Annotated in this window: 18 protein-coding genes; 10 read left to right on the top strand and 8 right to left on the bottom strand. The window is 63.7% G+C overall.

The window, feature by feature from the left end:
• Positions 1-12 precede the first annotated feature (12 nt).
• Positions 13-615, bottom strand: coding sequence for a DUF3043 domain-containing protein (locus QRM95_RS01410; protein WP_285246124.1), 603 nt, complete (start codon positions 613-615; stop codon positions 13-15).
• Positions 616-708: 93 nt separating this feature from the next.
• Between QRM95_RS01410 and QRM95_RS01405 the strand changes: the two genes are divergently transcribed.
• The 5 genes from QRM95_RS01405 (at position 709) to QRM95_RS01385 (ending at position 5891) form a co-directional block, all read left to right on the top strand.
• Complete coding sequence (locus QRM95_RS01405) at positions 709-2148, top strand: dipeptidase (protein WP_285246123.1); 1440 nt, start codon at positions 709-711, stop codon at positions 2146-2148.
• A 158-nt stretch (positions 2149-2306) separates the two neighbouring features.
• Positions 2307-2696 (top strand): HesB/IscA family protein, encoded by a 390-nt coding sequence (locus QRM95_RS01400; RefSeq protein ID WP_133831571.1) that lies wholly within the window; start codon positions 2307-2309, stop codon positions 2694-2696.
• 186 nt (positions 2697-2882) lie between these two features.
• Entirely contained in the window at positions 2883-3755 is an 873-nt protein-coding gene (gene ctaC, locus QRM95_RS01395; protein ID WP_026264471.1) for an aa3-type cytochrome oxidase subunit II, read from the top strand.
• A gap of 10 nt (positions 3756-3765) precedes the next feature.
• Complete coding sequence (gene ctaD / locus QRM95_RS01390) at positions 3766-5493, top strand: aa3-type cytochrome oxidase subunit I (RefSeq protein WP_018761375.1); 1728 nt, start codon at positions 3766-3768, stop codon at positions 5491-5493.
• Entirely contained in the window at positions 5490-5891 is a 402-nt protein-coding gene (locus tag QRM95_RS01385; protein ID WP_018761374.1) for a cytochrome c oxidase subunit 4, read from the top strand. The genes ctaD and QRM95_RS01385 overlap by 4 nt, the downstream gene beginning before the upstream one ends.
• Positions 5892-5954: 63 nt before the next feature.
• On the opposite strand, the gene QRM95_RS01380 is transcribed toward QRM95_RS01385, so the two are convergent.
• Positions 5955-6257 carry an HPr family phosphocarrier protein gene (locus QRM95_RS01380; protein ID WP_285246122.1) on the bottom strand — a complete coding sequence of 101 codons (303 nt, stop codon included), beginning with the start codon at positions 6255-6257 and terminating at the stop codon, positions 5955-5957.
• 160 nt (positions 6258-6417) lie between these two features.
• Here QRM95_RS01380 and QRM95_RS01375 point away from each other — a divergent pair, with 160 nt between their 5' ends.
• The gene (locus tag QRM95_RS01375) at positions 6418-7188 is read left to right on the top strand and encodes a GntR family transcriptional regulator (protein WP_285246121.1); all 771 of its coding nucleotides are present in this window, start codon (positions 6418-6420) and stop codon (positions 7186-7188) included.
• Between the two features lie 113 nt (positions 7189-7301).
• Here the strand turns inward: QRM95_RS01375 and qcrB are convergent, their stop codons facing one another.
• The 4 genes from qcrB to ctaE form a co-directional block, all read right to left on the bottom strand.
• Positions 7302-8972 carry a cytochrome bc1 complex cytochrome b subunit gene (gene qcrB / locus QRM95_RS01370; protein ID WP_285246120.1) on the bottom strand — a complete coding sequence of 557 codons (1671 nt, stop codon included), beginning with the start codon at positions 8970-8972 and terminating at the stop codon, positions 7302-7304.
• Positions 8950-10020 (bottom strand): cytochrome bc1 complex Rieske iron-sulfur subunit, encoded by a 1071-nt coding sequence (qcrA, locus tag QRM95_RS01365; RefSeq protein WP_285246119.1) that lies wholly within the window; start codon positions 10018-10020, stop codon positions 8950-8952. Before qcrA ends, qcrB begins: the two co-directional genes overlap by 23 nt.
• A gap of 99 nt (positions 10021-10119) precedes the next feature.
• Positions 10120-10908, bottom strand: coding sequence for a cytochrome bc1 complex diheme cytochrome c subunit (gene qcrC / locus QRM95_RS01360; RefSeq protein WP_285246118.1), 789 nt, complete (start codon positions 10906-10908; stop codon positions 10120-10122).
• An 86-nt stretch (positions 10909-10994) separates the two neighbouring features.
• Entirely contained in the window at positions 10995-11633 is a 639-nt protein-coding gene (gene ctaE / locus QRM95_RS01355; protein ID WP_196803315.1) for an aa3-type cytochrome oxidase subunit III, read from the bottom strand.
• A 148-nt stretch (positions 11634-11781) separates the two neighbouring features.
• Here ctaE and trpD point away from each other — a divergent pair, with 148 nt between their 5' ends.
• Positions 11782-12837 (top strand): anthranilate phosphoribosyltransferase, encoded by a 1056-nt coding sequence (gene trpD, locus QRM95_RS01350; protein ID WP_285246117.1) that lies wholly within the window; start codon positions 11782-11784, stop codon positions 12835-12837.
• A 6-nt stretch (positions 12838-12843) separates the two neighbouring features.
• On the opposite strand, the gene QRM95_RS01345 is transcribed toward trpD, so the two are convergent.
• Positions 12844-13125 carry an Lrp/AsnC family transcriptional regulator gene (locus QRM95_RS01345; RefSeq protein WP_018761366.1) on the bottom strand — a complete coding sequence of 94 codons (282 nt, stop codon included), beginning with the start codon at positions 13123-13125 and terminating at the stop codon, positions 12844-12846.
• 129 nt (positions 13126-13254) lie between these two features.
• Complete coding sequence (locus tag QRM95_RS01340) at positions 13255-13656, bottom strand: DUF3054 domain-containing protein (protein ID WP_285246116.1); 402 nt, start codon at positions 13654-13656, stop codon at positions 13255-13257.
• Positions 13657-14187: 531 nt separating this feature from the next.
• On the opposite strand from QRM95_RS01340, the gene QRM95_RS01335 reads away from it, so the two are divergent.
• Genes QRM95_RS01335 through QRM95_RS01325 form a run of 3 tightly spaced genes read left to right on the top strand, consistent with a single transcriptional unit; the run spans position 14188 to position 17247 of the window.
• The gene (locus QRM95_RS01335; RefSeq protein WP_285246115.1) at positions 14188-15387 is read left to right on the top strand and encodes a type III polyketide synthase; all 1200 of its coding nucleotides are present in this window, start codon (positions 14188-14190) and stop codon (positions 15385-15387) included.
• Positions 15388-15446: 59 nt separating this feature from the next.
• A complete protein-coding gene (locus tag QRM95_RS01330) occupies positions 15447-16097 on the top strand; it encodes a class I SAM-dependent methyltransferase (protein WP_285246114.1) in 651 nt (216 codons plus the stop codon).
• A complete protein-coding gene (locus QRM95_RS01325) occupies positions 16090-17247 on the top strand; it encodes an FAD-dependent oxidoreductase (protein ID WP_285246113.1) in 1158 nt (385 codons plus the stop codon). The genes QRM95_RS01330 and QRM95_RS01325 overlap by 8 nt, the downstream gene beginning before the upstream one ends.
• The last annotated feature ends 7 nt before the right edge of the window (positions 17248-17254 follow it).

The following is a 17254-nucleotide window of genomic DNA, read 5'->3' as shown; positions in this document are numbered from 1 at the left end:
TGGTCCCGCGCGTCAGGACGGGTACTGTCCGCGGCCGACCTGCGGTTTGGGGAGGCGCAGTTTGCGGAACTGCAGGGAGCGCATGGAGCCGTACCAGACGGTTCCGCGTTCCACGTCACCGAACTTCTGGGCCAGGCTCTTCCGGAGCTTGCGGGAGAGGATGAAAACGTCAACGAAGACTGCCAGGAACATTACCCAGAACGCGCCGAGCACGTAGACCATCATGTCGCTGGAGGCCGGAACCACCAAGGACACCAGGACAAAGAGCAGCGCGCCGAACATCAGGTATTCGCCGAGATTGAAGCGCGCGTCCACATAGTCGCGGGCAAAGCGCTTTTGCGGGCCCTTGTCACGCAGCGGGAGGAATTTCTCGTCTCCGGTGTCCAGCGCGCGGCGCATCTTCAAGCGCTGGTCCTGGACCGCCTGGCGTTCGGCGGCCTTGGACGCCTTGCGGTCCTCCGGCACCAGCGGACGCTTGCGGGCAGCTTCCTGGGCCTTCCGGGTGGGGGTCGGGGCACCCTTGCCCACCACGCTGTTCTGCCGGGCCGCCGCTTCCGCTGCCTGCTGGTCTACTGTTTCCTGCGCCGAGGGCGCTTCTTTTCTACGTCCGAACACCTGACCAGAATACCTTGCGGGAACCCACCCGCCGCCTGTCCGCCCGGCTGCCGGCGGCCTGCGGCCGAATGTGACGGGGGTAATGTTTTGGCCATGACTTCATCACCTGCGGCGACCCCGCACAGCACTTCAGAAACATCAGGACAGGGCGCTGCCGGCTGGACGGACGATCTCCGTTCGGCGGTAGACCGGTCTTTTGACCAGACCCTCGCCCGGCTCAAGGATCTGGTGGCCATTCCAGGCATTGCCTGGCCCAGTTTTGACCGTACCCCGCTTGAACGCAGCGCGGACGCTGTCGCCGCCCTCGTCCGTGAAGCAGGATTGCCCGAGGTCCAGGTCCTGACCGTCAACAAGGAGGACGGCGCCCCCGGCGGCCCCGCCGTCGTCGCTCGGCGCCCTGCGGCGGAAGGGAAGCCGACCATCCTGCTCTACGCCCACCACGACGTCCAGCCTGTTGGTGACGAAGCCCTGTGGGAGACCGCACCGTTCACCGCCGTCGAAAAGGACGGCCGGCTGTACGGGCGCGGCGCCGCCGACGACAAAGCCGGCATCATGGCGCACATTGCCGCGTATGCCGCCGTCTCCGAGGTCTTTTCCGACTCCCTCGGACTCGGCGTGACCTTCTTCATCGAAGGCGAGGAGGAAGCCGGTTCGCCAACGTTCCGTTCCTTCTTGGAGGCCAACCGCGAACTGCTGCGCGCTGACGTCATCGTGGTTGCGGATTCCAGCAACTGGAAAGTCGGGATACCTGCCCTGACCACCAGCCTCCGCGGACTGGTTGACGGCGTCATCGAAGTCCAGGTCCTCGAACATGCCGTGCATTCGGGCATGTTCGGCGGCCCTGTCCTCGACGCACCGACCCTGCTGTCCCGCCTGATCGCCACCCTCCACGACGACGACGGGAACGTCGCGATCGAGGGGCTGGTCGCCACCGACTCGGCGTCCGTCGAGATGCCCGAGGCCGACTACCGCGCAGATGCGTCGGTCCTGGACGGAGTGCGCCTGGCCGGCACCGGAAGCATCGCCTCACGGCTGTGGACCAAACCTGCGTTGTCGATCATCGGGTTCGACGCGCCCGCCGTCGATGTTGCCTCGAACACCCTGATTCCGCGGGCGCGGGCCAAGTTCAGCCTCCGGCTGGCGCCGGGCCAGGTGCCGTCGGACGCCATGGAAGCGGTAAGCCGCCACGTGGAAGCGAACGCCCCCTTCGGCGCGAAGGTGGTCTTCACGCCGGGGGAGGCCGGGAATCCGTTCCGCACCGACACCTCTTCGGCCGCCGCGTCGCTGGCCATGTGGGCCTTGGGCGAGGCCTGGGGAGTTCCCGCCGTCGAAACCGGAATAGGCGGTTCCATTCCGTTCATCGCCGACCTGACGGAGGTCTACCCCGACGTGCAGATCCTGGTCACGGGTGTGGAGGACCCTGATTCCCGCGCCCACAGCGCCAATGAATCCCTGCATATCGAGGACTTCCGCAACGCCGTCCTGGCTGAGGCCTTGATGCTGGCCCGGCTCAACAGCGAAGGCCTGGCCTAGGCGGCGCTCCCAGGGAACAACCGGCAGGTTTTGACGGTTACGTCAGGAGTTAGAGCTACAGGACTGCCGCGCGTAGCATGTAGCTATAGCCCATACCGTATCCGTAGGGGCAGGCGCCGTTAGGCGGCGCCGCCAGACCGTCCTAAGAAGGTAGGCCAATGAGCACCGCAACCAACGAAAACAGCACCGCGACCACCGCTGCGGCCAGTGAAGAACTGCCCGTTCACGAGGTTGACCTGACCGACGTCGCTGCAGGCAAGGTACGCAGCCTCCTCGAGCAGGAAGGCCGCACGGACCTGCGGCTCCGCGTGGCTGTGCAGCCCGGCGGCTGCTCGGGGCTGATCTACCAGCTCTACTTCGACGAGCGGCTCCTCGACGGCGACGCCGTCCGCGACTTCGACGGCGTCGAGGTCGTCGTGGACAAGATGAGCGTTCCGTACCTCAGCGGAGCCAGCATCGACTTCGAGGACACCATCTCGAAGCAGGGCTTCACCATCGACAACCCGAACGCCGGAGGCTCCTGTGCCTGCGGTGATTCGTTCCACTAACCCGGTTATTTCGCCCGATGTCCGCGCCGAGCTTCCCGCCGTCCAAAACGGCACGGAGGCTCGGCGCTGACATGTGGGCGAAACGCCCGGCAGAGCGGTAAGCTCTACACCGAGTAGTAAAACTTTTAGTGTGCCCGGAGCGCCCATGGCAGCCCGGACAACAGCAACAAGTAGGAAGGGCCGTCTGTGAGTTCGCAGAACCGAACCGGCAGCCGACGCAAAACGATCACAACGATCTCAAGCTTGGCTATTGCCGGCGCGTTGGTTTTGACCGGATGTTCGCCAGAGGTAGAGAAAGGGTGGATGCCCACTGAACGTGGCACCACCAGCAACACCGACCGCATCATGGACCTCTGGGTCAACTCATGGATTGCTGCGCTCGTGGTGGGCACCATTACCTGGGGCCTGATCATCTGGTGCCTGGTGGCGTACCGCCGCCGCAAGGGAACCGTGGGCTTCCCGCGGCAGACCAGCTTCAACCTTCCCCTCGAGGTCTTCTACCTCACCATCCCGATCTTCATGGTCCTGGTGTTCTTCTACTTCACCGACCGTGACCAGCAGGCGATCGATGACCGTTCGCAGCCTGCCGACGTCGTCGTTGACGTCCGCGGCAAGCAGTGGGCGTGGGACTTCAACTACAAGTCCGGCGACGTCATCCAGGAAGACCTCCACGAGGCCGGTGTCCAGGCGCACCTGACCGGCAACAACATCGACATGGAACAGCTCCCCACGCTGTACCTGCCGGTCAACAAGTCCGTTGACCTCGAACTCAATTCCCGCGATGTCATCCACTCCTTCTGGGTTCCCGCCTTCCTGCAGAAGCGCGACATGATCCCCGGCAAGACCAACTACATCCGGTTCACGCCCACTAAAGAGGGCACCTACGACGGCAAGTGTGCCGAACTCTGCGGCGAGTACCACTCCGAAATGCTGTTCCGCGTCAAGGTGGTGTCGGAAACCGAATTCCAGGCACACATGGACCAGCTCAAGGCTGAAGGCAACACCGGCCTGCTTGGTGCTGAGTACGACCGCAACCCGAACCTGAACGAAACCAAGTAAGGGGAGCGACGTGGCTACGTACACCCAATCCGCACCCGCGGGAGCCCTGTCGGCACCCGTGGTACCCAAATCCAAGGGACGCATCGTCGTCAACTGGATCACCTCCACAGACCACAAAACCATCGGGTACATGTACCTGATCGCATCGTTTGTGTTCTTCTGCCTCGGCGGCGTGATGGCCCTGCTGATCCGCGCCGAGCTCTTCGAACCCGGCATGCAGATCCTGCAGACCAAGGAACAGTACAACCAGCTGTTCACCATGCACGGCACCGTCATGCTCCTAATGTTCGCCACCCCGCTCTTTGCCGGGTTCGCCAACGTGATCATGCCGCTGCAGATCGGTGCCCCCGACGTCGCGTTCCCGCGCTTGAACGCCCTCGCGTTCTGGTTCTTCCTCTTCGGCTCCACCATCGCGGTGTCGGGCTTCATCACCCCCCAGGGTGCTGCCTCCTTCGGCTGGTTCGCCTACGCGCCGCTCTCGGACACCACGTTTACCCCTGGCATCGGCGGTGACCTGTGGGTCTTCGGCCTGGCGCTGTCCGGCTTCGGCACCATCCTCGGCGCGGTCAACTTCATCACCACCATCATCTGCATGCGTGCCCCGGGCATGACCATGTGGCGGATGCCCATCTTCACCTGGAACACCCTGATCACGGCGATCCTGGTCCTCATGGCCTTCCCGCCGCTGGCCGCAGCCCTCTTCGCCCTCGGCGCGGACCGGAAGTTCGGTGCGCACATCTTCGATCCCGCGAACGGCGGTGCGGTCCTCTGGCAGCACCTGTTCTGGTTCTTCGGACACCCCGAGGTGTACATCATTGCGCTGCCGTTCTTCGGTATCGTCTCTGAGATCTTCCCCGTCTTCAGCCGCAAGCCGATCTTTGGATACAAGGGCCTGGTTTACGCCACCATCGCCATTGCTGCGCTGTCGGTGACCGTCTGGGCCCACCACATGTACGTCACCGGCGCAGTCCTGCTCCCGTTCTTCTCGTTCATGACCATGCTCATCGCGGTGCCCACCGGCGTGAAGTTCTTCAACTGGATCGGTACCATGTGGCGCGGGTCGCTGACCTTTGAGACGCCCATGCTGTGGAGCATCGGCTTCCTCATCACGTTCCTCTTCGGTGGCCTGACCGGCATCATCCTGGCTTCCCCGCCGCTGGACTTCCACGTATCGGACTCCTACTTCGTGGTTGCGCACTTCCACTACGTGGTGTTCGGCACGGTCGTGTTCGCCATGTTCGCCGGGTTCTACTTCTGGTGGCCCAAGTGGACCGGCAAGATGCTCAACGAACGCCTGGGCAAGATCCACTTCTGGTTGCTGTTCCTGGGCTTCCACGGCACCTTCCTGATCCAGCACTGGCTCGGCGTCATGGGCATGCCCCGTCGTTATGCCGACTACCTGCCGGAGGACAACTTCACCTGGATGAACCAGTTCTCCACGGTGGCGTCCTTCGTGCTCGGCGCTTCCCTGATTCCCTTCTTCTGGAACGTCTACATCACGTGGCGGAATGCCGAAAAGGTCCAGGTGGACGACCCTTGGGGCTTCGGAGCGTCGCTGGAATGGGCCACGTCCTGCCCGCCGCCGCGCCACAACTTCACGTCCCTGCCCCGGATCCGTTCAGAGCGTCCTGCACTGGACCTGCACCACCCGGAACTCCGGCAGGTACACACCGTCGATTCGCCTGCCCCCGCAGCCGCAGTGCTCGGCAACGCTGACCAGAAGGACACCGCACAGTGAAAATTGAATCCTGGATCTTTGGCTCTGGAGTCTTCTTCTTCGTCCCCGTCGCCCTGGTCTACGGCTTCCTGACCAACTGGAGCGAATGGGTCGGCATCCTGGGCATTCTCCTCGTCGGCGGCCTGGCAGGCATGATCGGCGCCTACCTCGGATTCACCGGCAAGCGGGTCGGGCTGCGGCCTGAGGACCGCAGCGATGCCGAGATCCACGAGGGAGCCGGCGAACAGGGACACTTCAGCCCCTGGAGCTGGTGGCCCCTGGTCCTCGGGATCGCCTGCGCCACCGGTTTCCTCGGCATGGCAGTCGGTTTCTGGATCGTCTTCATCGCCGGCGGCATCGCAGTCGTGGCACTCGTGGGCTGGGTCTACGAATACAGCCGTGGTGACCACGCGCACTAGGCAGCTGCAGCAATAACGACGTCGGGCCCCACCGAAAGGTGGGGCCCGACGTTTTTGCGTTCCCTAGACGCCCTGGATGGCCCCCTGGGACTCCAGGAGCCTGCCGAGGCCCGTGAGTGCTTCCTGCGCCCGCCCGTAGTCCTGAGCGCCGTCCAAGGCGTCGTCGCTGACCACCAGTTCCACTTCGCAACCCTGCCGGAAGTCTTCTGTCATCACCTGGAGCAGGGAACGTGCGTCTACAAGCCCGCCACCGGCCTTCCGAATGGTCAGGGGAAATCCCGTGTCAGTAACGGCGCGGACGAACACGGCGGCAGAGCGTGCGTGCAGGCCCTCAGGTGCTGTCACGACGGCCTTCAATGTTGGCAAAGGGGACTCCTTCGTCACGACGGCCCCATCCGTCGGCGGTCAATTTTCCAGACTAAATATAGCGGGCGGGCATCCCGCGGCACTAAAAAGGACAGCGGTCACCCACTGGTCTAGACCGTCCTAAAATGAGGGAGGACAACCATCGGCAGGAAGAGGGATCATGGCAGCTGGCGCCACCGCCATCACCGGCGAGATAGACCGCACCAGCGGCACCGCGATCTATGTGCAGCTCCGCGAGATCCTGAGGGCCTATATTGCCGAATCCTGTCTTCCGGGTTCAGCGCTTCCGTCTGAGCGTGACCTTGCCGAACGATTTGGACTCGCCCGGATGACCGTCCGGCAAGCCATCGATGCCTTGGTGGGGGAGGAGGTCATTGAACGTGTTGTCGGGCTGGGAACCTTCGTCCGGCGGCCGAAACTCGACCTGCAGGTCAAGCTGACGTCCTATAGCGAAGAGATGCAGCGCCGCGGCATGGTTCCGGCGGCAAAGGTCCTCAGTTTCGAGCAGATAGGAGCCAGCGCCTTCCTGGCCCGCGAACTCCAGCTCGAGGAGGGAACACCGGTGGTCCGCTTCCGCAGGCTCCTGCTGGCGGACGGGGAGCCGATGAGTGTGGACGAGAACTTCATCCCTGCCCACCGCGTCCCGGGCCTGCTTGACCACGAACCTCCCACGTCGTTGTACAACGTCCTCAGCGAACAGTTTGGCCTGGTGATGGAGTGGGGCGAGGACATGATCGAAGCCACGGCGGCATCCCCCTCCACGGCGCGGTTGCTGAACGTCGAAGTGGGGGCTCCTCTGCTGAAAATCCAGAGGCACGCGTTCGTGGCCCGCGCCATGGTCGACTATTCCGTCTCGTACTACCGCGCGGACCGGTACAAGCTGTGGGTTCCGCTGCAACGGCCTGGTGCCCGCAGGACGCGCACCCACTGAAACAGTACTGGGACTGCCGCCAGCTCCCGGCACCGTTCAGGGTACTAAGCCCGGAACGCAAACGAAGGGCCCGATCCGGTATGGATCGGGCCCTTCGTCAGAACTATAGATTCCTAGTGCGTCAGGCTCTTCGTGCCCTCTGCAGCTTCCACAGCCTCGTGGCCGTGGCCGTGTGCTGCTTCCAGCTCTGCGGGAGTTGCCGGAGCAACGCGGTCCTCGAAGAACCAGCGGGAGAGCAGTGCCCGCCGCTTTTCCTTGCGGGTGACCACGCCGTGCTCGTTGGGAACAGCCGCCTGGACCTGGGGTGATTCGAAGCCAACCAGCTTGTAGCGCTTGTATTCATCAAGGGGCGCGTGCACCTCGATGAACTCACCGTGCGGAAGCCGAACGATCCGGCCGGTCTCGCGGCCGTGAAGGGCAATTTCACGGTCCTTGCGCTGCAGGGCAAGCGCAACGCGCTTGGTCACAACGAACGCGATGATCGGGCCGACGAAGAACAGTGCACGCAACCAGTAGGTGACGTCGTTCAGGGAGACACCGAAGTGGGTTGCGATGAGGTCGGAACCTGCGGCCGCCCACATAACGCAGTACCAAACGAAACCGGCCATGCCGATGGCGGTGCGGGTCGGAGCGTTCCTCGGACGGTCCAGGACGTGGTGCTCACGGTCGTCCTTGGTGACCCAGCGCTCGATCCACGGGTAGGTGAACATCACGGTGAAGAGGATGCCGGCCGGTACCAGTGCAGGCAGGAGGACGTTGAACGTGAACACGTGGCCAAAGAAGATCTGCTCGACGTGCCAGTTGCCAAGGGTTCCGGGCATGAGCCGGAGGGCGCCGTCAACGAACCCGATGTACCAGTCAGGCTGGGTGCCTGCGGATACTGGGGAAGGATCGTAAGGTCCGTAGTTCCAGATGGGGTTGATGGTGAAGAACGCAGCCATCAGGGCGATCACGCCGAAGACGATGAAGAAGAATCCACCGGCCTTCGCGGCGTACACCGGTCCCAGGGGGTAGCCGACGACATTGTTGTCGTTGCGGCCGGGGCCGGGGTACTGGGTGTGCTTGTGGACCACAACCATGAAGAGGTGCATGACGATCATCAGCAGGATGAGTGCCGGCACCAGCAGGATGTGCAGCATGTATAGGCGGCTGATGATGGCCGTGCCCGGGAATTCCCCACCGAAGAGGAAGAACGAGATGTACGTGCCGATGACCGGAATCGACTTGATCACGCCGTCGATGATGCGCAGGCCGTTGCCGGAGAGCAGGTCGTCGGGAAGCGAGTAGCCGGTGAAGCCGGCGGCCATGGCCAGGATCAGCAGGACGCAGCCCACAACCCAGTTCATCTCACGCGGGCGGCGGAACGCGCCGGTGAAGAAGACGCGGAGCATGTGCACGGCCACGGATGCCACGAACAGCAGTGCTGCCCAGTGGTGGACCTGGCGCATGAAAAGGCCACCGCGGACGTCGAACGAGATGTTCAGTGACGAACTGTACGCCACCGACATTTCCACGCCCTTGAGGGGGACGTAGGAACCGTCGTAGTGGGTCTCCGCCATAGACGGGTCGAAGAAGAACGTCAGGAAGGTTCCGGACAGCAGCAGGATGACGAACGAGTACAGCGCCACTTCGCCGAACATGAATGACCAGTGATCGGGGAAGACCTTGCGGCCGAACTCGCGGAGGATCCCGGAACCGCCGACACGCGAGTCGACGAAGTCGGTGATCCGGCCTGTCTTGGTTTTGGCGACGAAAGCCGGCTCAGCTGTTGATGCTGCGCTCATGCGAATCACGCTCCCAGTAACTTGGTCCTACGGGTTCATGGAAGTCGCTGGTAGCGACGAGGTAGCCCTCGTCATCAACTGCGATCGGCAGCTGGGGGAGAGGACGGCTGGCGGGGCCGAAGATCACCTTGCACTCTTGCGTGAGGTCGAAGGTGGACTGGTGGCACGGGCACAGCAGGTGGTGCGTCTGCTGCTCGTAGAGAGCAACGGGGCAGCCAACGTGGGTGCAGATCTTTGAGTAGGCAACGATGCCGTTGTAGCCCCACTCTTCGCGGCCCTTGGAGGGGTTCAGGGACGCCGGGTCGAGGCGCATCAGGAGGACAACCGACTTGGCCTTCTCGTTGAGCTTGCCTTCGCTGAGTTCATTGAGTCCCTCAGGGATGACGTGGAACGCCGAGCCGATCGTGACATCCGAAGCCTTGATGGGGGTTCCGTCAGGGTCGCGGGTCAGGCGCTTGCGCTTGCCGTCCTGGGGAGCCCACATGGTATGTGCGAGCTTGTCGTCAGGGCGGGGGCCGAGGTCGCCGAAAATGGCGATTGCAGGAAGCGGAGCCAGGGCCACCGCACCCAAGAGGGTGTTGCGGATCAGCGGGCGGCGCTTGATGCCGGTCTCTTCAACGATGTCGTCGACGATGCGGACCGCGGCCTGGCGGTCTTCTTCGTAACGGATCGCGTGACGCTCTTCGGAGACTTCGTGGTCGGGCATCAGGGCCTTGGCCCAGTGCACGATGCCGGTTCCGATACCCAGCATGGCAAAGGCAGTGCCGATGCCCAACAGGGCGTTCTGGAGCCGGATGGTGGCAATGCTGGAGTCATCACCCAGATCGATGGCGAAGTACGCCACCAAGAAGATCAGGGTGCCAACAACAGAAATGCCAAACAGTAAGGCGACCTGCCGTTCTGCCCGCTTTGCGGCTCTCGGGTCCGTGTCAGCCAGGCGCAAACGATGCGGGGGAATCCCAGGATCCTGGAATTTCTCCACCTCATTCTGACCAGCCGTAGCTACGGTGCCCGAGTGGTTCGGACTGCCGTCACTATGGTTGCCCATAATTCGCCTCATCCTTCTCTCGTCCCGGCAGTTGCCGGGTTAGTTTCTAATTTCAAGCTGCTGACAGGGCAGCAGAAGTTTTGTGTGTCCTGCGGGACGTCAGGAAGTCCTGGAGGTCAGCCAGATGGTGAAGGCGATGATGACGCCGAGACCGGCAACCCACACGAACAGGCCTTCGGCTACCGGGCCGAGGGATCCGAGGTCGGCTCCGCCCGGGGATCCGGTGGACTCGATCTGCTTCAGGAAGGTGATGATGTCCTTCTTGCCTTCGGGGGTGATGTTGGCGTCGTTGAACACCGGCATGTTCTGCGGGCCCGTGACCATGGCTTCGTAGATATGCTTGCCGGTTACGTCGGCGAGAGCAGGTGCGAACTTGCCGCGGGTCAGCGCACCGCCGGCGGCGGCGGCGTTGTGGCACATGGCGCAGTTGGTGCGGAACAGCTCTCCACCGGCAGCAGCGTCGCCGCCACCGTTTGTCAGGTCGTCTGCAGGAATTGCCGGGCCGGCTCCCAGGGAAGCTACGTAGGCTGCAAGCTGTGAGGTCTGCTGCTCGTTGAACTGGACAGGCTTCTTCATCGCCTGGGGTCCGTTCATCTGCATCGGCATGCGTCCGGTGCCAACCTGGAAGTCAACAGCTGCGGCGCCTACGCCCACCAGCGAGGGACCATCTTTGGAACCGCTGGCACCCATGCCGTGGCAGGTGGCGCAGTTCGCCGCGAAGAGCTTTCCGCCCTCTTCGACGTCGCTGGCGCTTGCCGTGGTGGTGCTCGCCTTGGCCTCGTTCATGCTGGTGGCCACGGCGTAGAGCCCACCAGTGATGAGAAGCCCCATCAGGAGCAGCGCTATTGCTGCAAGTGGGTGACGCCGCTTTTGTGAGAGTGCCTTCACGTGGTGGTTCCTTTATTCGATCCTGCGCCGGCTCCGGGAGCCGCTACCTGAAATTCTGCCTCTTGTAGAAAAAGAATCAAAGCTGGCTACTTGAGTACGTAGATGACCAGGAAGAGGCCGATCCACACGACGTCAACGAAGTGCCAGTAGTAAGAGGTGACGATTGCGGACGTTGCTTCGAAATGTCCGAACTTCTTCGCGGCGAAGGACCGGCCCATGATGAGCAGGAAGGCAATCAGGCCGCCGATGACGTGCAGGCCGTGGAAGCCGGTGGTCATGTAGAAGGCTGAGCCGTAGGCGTTGGAGGAGAGCGAGACGTGCTCGGAAACCAGCATTGCGTACTCGGTGGTCTGGCCGGCAACGAAGAACGCGCCCATCAGGAACGTCAGGGTGAACCATTCGTTCATTCCCCAGCGGGCGAACTGCAGGGCTCCGCCGGCGCGGCGGGGTTGCAGCCGCTCGGCGGCGAACACGCCCATCTGGCAAGTGAAGGAACTGGCCACGAGGACGATCGTGTTTACGAGCGCAAAGGGGAAGTTGAGCTTGGCTGTCTCTTCCGCCCACATCTGACCGCTCGTTGAGCGCAGCGTGAAGTACATGGCAAAGAGACCGGCGAAGAACATCAACTCGCTGGACAGCCACACTACGGTTCCGACAGAAACCATATTGGGGCGGTTCAGCGTGGGGTGCGCCGGGGTACTGGGGGCATGGGTCGCAGATGTCACATAGACATTATGTCTGCAAAAGTCCGTGCTGCCCAACGCAAACCGCCTTTTCCAAGGACTTTTTCTACAAAGACGCGAATTCGCCCCGAAAAGTTCCGGCCGACGTTCATATTGGTCAGCGCGCACCATCGCTCGATAGCATCAGCAGGTGACTTCACAGGCATCTGCAGCGTCCGGCAACACCTGGCCCCGGCTCATCTCGGCGCTGATCAAGGGCGCCGATCTTACGGCCGACAACACGTCGTGGGCCATGGACACGATCATGTCCGGCGAAGCGACGCCAACCCAGATCGCCGGTTTCCTCGTGGCACTGAGCGCCAAGGGGGAGACGGTGGACGAGCTTTCCGGCCTGGTGGAAGCCATGCTGGCCCACGCCAATCCGGTGGCAATTTCCGGGGAGAAGCTCGATATAGTCGGCACCGGTGGTGACCAACTTAACACTGTCAACATCTCGACGATGGCCGCCCTGGTAGCGGCGGGTGCCGGCGCCAAGGTGGTTAAGCACGGCAACCGGGCAGCGTCGTCGTCGTCCGGATCGGCCGACGTGCTCGAGGCGCTGGGCGTCCGCCTTGACCTGCCTATCGACCGGGTGGCACGCAACGCGGAGGAAGCCGGCATCACGTTCTGCTTTGCCCAGGTCTTCCACCCATCGTTCCGGCACACCGCCGTTCCCCGGCGAGAGCTGGCGATTCCCACCGCCTTCAACTTCCTGGGGCCGCTGACAAACCCCGCGAACGTCCAGGCGTCGGCCGTCGGCGTTGCCAACGCACGGATGGCGCCCCTCGTGGCCGGCGTCCTGGCGCGGCGGGGGAGCAGGGGATTGGTGTTCCGGGGAAACGACGGCCTCGATGAACTGACGACGACCGGTCCGTCGACCGTGTGGGAAATCCGCGACGGTGCCGTCAGCGAACTTCGTTTCTCCCCGGAAGACCTGGGCATCAGCCTGGCCACCGTGGAGCAGTTGCGCGGGGGAGACGCCATCGCAAATGCCGGTGTCGTCCGGGATGTGCTCTCCGGCAAACAAGGTCCGGCCCGGGACGCGGTCCTGGTCAATGCGGCCGCCGGGCTCGTTGCCTTCGATCTCGACGCAAGTGGTCCGTTCCTGGCCCGCATGCAGGCGGCTTTCGTACGGGCGGCGGACTCAATTGATTCCGGCGCAGCCGCTGCGGTGCTGGACCGCTGGGTTTCGCTGTCCCGCGCCTAGGCCCGCTTACTGTTCGAAGCCAAGCGAGAACGCGGCGTCCAGGTCGTGCTGTGAGTAGGCGCGGAAGGCGATGTGCGTGGTGGTGTGGACCACTGCCGGCACCTTGGAGAGCTTGTCAGCGATGACATCTGCCAGGTCCTCGTGCCGGGGCACCCTCGCGACGGCGATCAGGTCCCATTCCCCGGTGACGGAGTACACCTCACTGATGCCTTCAATGGCCGATATTTCCTCCGCCGTCTCCGGAATGCGTGCGGCGTCAGTCTTGATCAGAACAAATGCGGTGACCACGTTTGAACCCCTTTAATCAGTTCCGCCGCGGCGGAACCCGGCAGCTGTTTTCCTGCTGCCAGCCTATTACACAGGCGGGCATCTTCTTGATGCGTTGGAAGCCCCGGATTTCCCGCCTTGGGCTGGCCTTTACCTCCGGCGCAGCCGTGCCACGCCGGAAAGCAACAGCCGGTAGCCGACCAGGAAGACGGCCAGGGCCAACGTGGCCACGATAATGAAGGGCAGGACCACGGTCTGTGCGGTCAGCGCCCGCAGGACCATGCCACCAATCAGGCTGCCAAGCCACACAGGAACCCCTGCCCGGACTGCTGACAGTGGACTCCGCCAGGCCCGTGCGGCCATCCAGCCGGCCGCTGCGCCGGCGAGGAACGGCCACGCCGTGAGCCAGACACCCAGGACCGGTTCTTCCCGGTGGTGCGCATCACGTCCAATGGCCGCAAACGCCAGGATGAGGATGAGGTCAGCCGCAGCGGCCAGGATGACGGTTCGCGCCACAACTGATGGTGCAGGCTTCGTCTTGAGGGAATCCATGGCTTTCAGTCTAGCCGTCCGGGGGAGTACCCGGCCCGTGGCCTGGTTGGCGAAACCAGGGGGCCGGGCTGCCAGGGAGGCTCAGGAAGGGAGTTCCAGCTCGTTCGGAGCAGGCATGAAGGCATGCAGTAATGTCAGCAGGGATCGACGTCACTCCCTGCATCCGGAGAGATAGTGAACAAACCGTTGTGGATCTGCATCCTCGTTGGTGCCGCCATGGGATTCAGCCTGGGCCTGGCCCTGTTTCAGAGCCCTTTCTGGGGTTGCGCTGCCGGGCTCGCCCTCGGAGGCGTGGTCGGGGCCTCCATACGCCGGCGCCACTGAGCGGCCGCCCAAGTCCCGAGCCGGGAGAGGGCTGTCCGGCCCTCCAGTCCAGGCTCACCAAAGCGTTACTTGACATAATGTAGATTATCGGCGCTTTGGGAATATGCGCGAGCGGAGCAGTACGCCCAAAGCCCAATCCTGCGAATCGGCTGGTCAATCGGCATGGGACCCATTGTCTTTGGTGCGGTGCGCGTCAAGAATGAACCAATGACGGCCTATGTGTGTTCCCTGGAAACTGCAGTCCCGGCGACCAAGCTGATCCAGTCCGAAGCCCGCGATGTCTTCGCTGCGCAGCCGGGATTGTCGCGTTTGGGCTCACGGCTCGTGAACACCTGCTTTGACGGTGCTGCCATCGAGACACGGTTTACCGCCGTACAGGAAATGACGAATGCTTTCCGCACGGACAACCCGCAGTTCTACGACCAGGAAACCGGACTCCTGTTAAACCCCAGCACCAAGGTCCGCAACGATATCTTTGCCAGGGAAGCCACGAAGCTCTTTATTGAGGCAGCCCGCGCTGCCCTGGAGGCCGTACCGGACCTTGATTTACTTGACATAACTCATCTCATCACCGTTTCATGCACGGGATTCTTCAACCCGGGCCCGGACTACAAGGTGGTCCGGGAGCTTGGCCTGAACCCGGCCGTCCAGCGCTACCATTTGGGCTTCATGGGCTGCTACGCGGCATTTCCCGCGTTGCGCGCCGCAAAGTTGTTTTGCGAAGCCGATCCCAAGGCCGTCGTCCTGGTTGTCTGCGCGGAACTGTGTTCCCTGCATGTGCGCACGTCCAACGATCCGGATGCCATCATGGGCTCAGCGCTGTTCGCCGACGGAGCCGCGGCCGCCGTCGTCACGGCCCGGTTCGGAGCCGGCGACACCGCACTGCTCGCCCTGGACCACTTCGAAACGGTCCTCACCCCTGTCGGCGAAGACTCGATGGCTTGGAACATCGGCGACAACGGGTTCGAAATGGTGCTCGGCAACTACGTGCCCCACATCATCGACGAACACATCGTGGGTGCCCTGGAGCCCCTCCTGGCAACGGAGCCTGAACTCGCGGCACTCCCCTACGCCTCAATCCCCCACTGGGCCATCCATCCGGGCGGCCGCAGCATCCTGGACAAGGTCGAGTCGCGGCTGGACCTCACGGAGGAGCAGCTGGTGCCCGCCCGCGAAATCCTTCGCAACTATGGCAACATGAGCAGCGCCACCGTGCTTTTCGTCCTCAAGCACATCCTGGAACAACCCCTCAGGGACGGAACCGGCGGGGGTGAACGCATCTGTTCCATGGCCTTTGGCCCGGGACTCACCGTGGAAACAGGCTTGTTTACCAAGCTCCGTCAGGCCGTCGCAAGACACGAAAAGACGTCGGATGCGGCCATCTCCGAGGCAGCGGCGGTCGGCTGAACGGGCCCCGAGCGATGGAGTTCCTGCTGGGTCGCCGCGCTGCCGCTGCGGTGGAGCAGATGGACCGCGCAGACTGTGATGCCCGGCTCCTGGACAACACCTACCGCCAGTTCGGCCTCATTAACAGGGTCTTGTCCGGTTGGCGGGGACTCTACGCCAGGGAGCTTCGGCCCATCGTTCCACCGCAGCCACGCCCGCTGACCATCCTCGATGTCGGATGCGGCGGCGGCGACCTCGCTGTCATGCTCTCCCGCTGGGCTGCCCGGGACGGGAAAAACATGCACATCATGGGAATCGACCCGGATCCCCGCGCAGCCCGCTTTGCCCGGCAGCGTGCTGCTGCCTCCGGTGTGGACTTCCGGGAGGCCCACAGCAGCGACCTCGTCCGCGAGGGGGCCCGGTTCGACGTCGTCATTTCCAACCATGTCCTGCACCACCTGTCTCCCGAAGAGCTCCGGCACCTGCTGGCAGATTCGGAAATCCTCGCGGAAAGGACATCGCTGCATAACGACCTCATCCGCAGCCCGGCAGCCTTCGCCCTCTTCAGCGTTGCCGCGCTGCCGTTCCGGCACTCCTTCATCCGCGAGGACGGCCTGACCTCCATCCGGCGCAGCTATAAACCCGCTGAATTGTCCGCCGCCGCTCCCCCGGGCTGGTTCGTGGAACGGTCGTCGGCATTCCATCAAGTCCTGACGTGGCGACATGGCTGAGCTGGCTGCCGATGTTGTCATCGCCGGCGGCGGCCCTGTTGGGCTGTTCCTTGCCGGGCTCCTGCTCCAGGAGGGCGTCACCGTCAAGGTGCTGGAACAGCGTACGTCACGGAACCAGCACACCCGGGCCATCGGTATCCACCCGCCGGCGCTGCAGGCACTTAGTCGGATCGGCGTGGTACCAACCCTGGTTCGGGAGGGTGTCCGGATCCGTGAAGGCGTCGCCCTGAGCAGGGGAAGAACAGTCGGCACCATGGCTTTCGGCACCGTGTCAGCCACCTTTCCCTTCGTCCTTGCGCTGCCCCAGTTCAGGACGGAGCAAATCCTGACGGACCGCGTCCAGGCTTTGGACCCGGACGCCCTGGTCCGGGGTGCGAACGTTACGGGGTTCATCGACGACGGCGCCAGGGTCACCGTCGCGTTCGAGTCCTCTGATCATCAGTCGCAGGGGCCGGCCCGGGCCACGGCCGCGCTGCTGGTGGCCGCGGACGGTGCCCGATCCCGGCTTCGGGCCGCCCTGGGCGTGGCTGCCGCCCGCAGGACGTATCCGGACCATTACCTCATGGGAGATTTCGACGACGACAGCGGCCTGGGCGAGAAAGCTGCCCTTTTCCTCGAGCAGCCGGGCATCGTGGAATCGTTCCCGCTCCCCGGCGGAATCCGCCGGTGGGTGGTGCGGCTCAACTGCCCGGCCGGCGCCGCAACGGCCGCCGACCTGGCCGGCCTGGTAGGCCGGCGGACCGGAATCGAACCCGACCCGGCCACCACTTCCATGCTGAGCGCGTTCAGCGTCAGTTCGGCCATCGCTGGCCGTACTGTGGCTGGACGGGCAATCCTGCTGGGCGACGCGGCACACGAGATCAGCCCCATTGGCGGCCAAGGCATGAACCTGGGCTGGCTTGATGCCGAAGCACTCGCCCCGCTGGTTTCTGCGGCCCTTCGCTGCGGGCCGGAGCACAGCCAGTTCCGGGAGTTCGAAAGGACCCGGCGGAGGGCAGCGGTCCGTGCGCGCCGCCAGGCCGAAATCAATATGGCGCTCGGCCGGCCCCTGCCGGCTCCGCTGCTTCGACTCCGAACGGCTGCACTCGGTACTGCCGCCTCCATTCCGGCAGTCAACCGGTGGGCAGCCAGGCGGTTCACCATGCAATGACCCAGTG

The organism is Pseudarthrobacter sp. efr-133-R2A-89, from assembly GCF_030209315.1.
Lineage (GTDB): Bacteria > Actinomycetota > Actinomycetes > Actinomycetales > Micrococcaceae > Arthrobacter.
Note: the sequence above shows the minus strand (reverse complement) of the source record. Positions and strands in the feature narration are given on the sequence as shown.

Excerpts from the sequence above, each read along its gene's own strand:
- QRM95_RS01405 (WP_285246123.1), top strand. The coding sequence starts at position 709 with ATGACTTCATCACCTGCGGCGACCCCGCACAGCACTTCAGAAACATCA.
- QRM95_RS01400 (WP_133831571.1), top strand. The coding sequence starts at position 2,307 with ATGAGCACCGCAACCAACGAAAACAGCACCGCGACCACCGCTGCGGCC.
- QRM95_RS01375 (WP_285246121.1), top strand. The coding sequence starts at position 6,418 with ATGGCAGCTGGCGCCACCGCCATCACCGGCGAGATAGACCGCACCAGC.
- qcrB (WP_285246120.1), bottom strand. The coding sequence starts at position 8,972 with ATGAGCGCAGCATCAACAGCTGAGCCGGCTTTCGTCGCCAAAACCAAG.
- qcrA (WP_285246119.1), bottom strand. The coding sequence starts at position 10,020 with ATGGGCAACCATAGTGACGGCAGTCCGAACCACTCGGGCACCGTAGCT.
- QRM95_RS01340 (WP_285246116.1), bottom strand. The coding sequence starts at position 13,656 with ATGGATTCCCTCAAGACGAAGCCTGCACCATCAGTTGTGGCGCGAACC.
- QRM95_RS01335 (WP_285246115.1), top strand. The coding sequence starts at position 14,188 with ATGACGGCCTATGTGTGTTCCCTGGAAACTGCAGTCCCGGCGACCAAG.
- QRM95_RS01330 (WP_285246114.1), top strand. The coding sequence starts at position 15,447 with ATGGACCGCGCAGACTGTGATGCCCGGCTCCTGGACAACACCTACCGC.
- QRM95_RS01325 (WP_285246113.1), top strand. The coding sequence starts at position 16,090 with ATGGCTGAGCTGGCTGCCGATGTTGTCATCGCCGGCGGCGGCCCTGTT.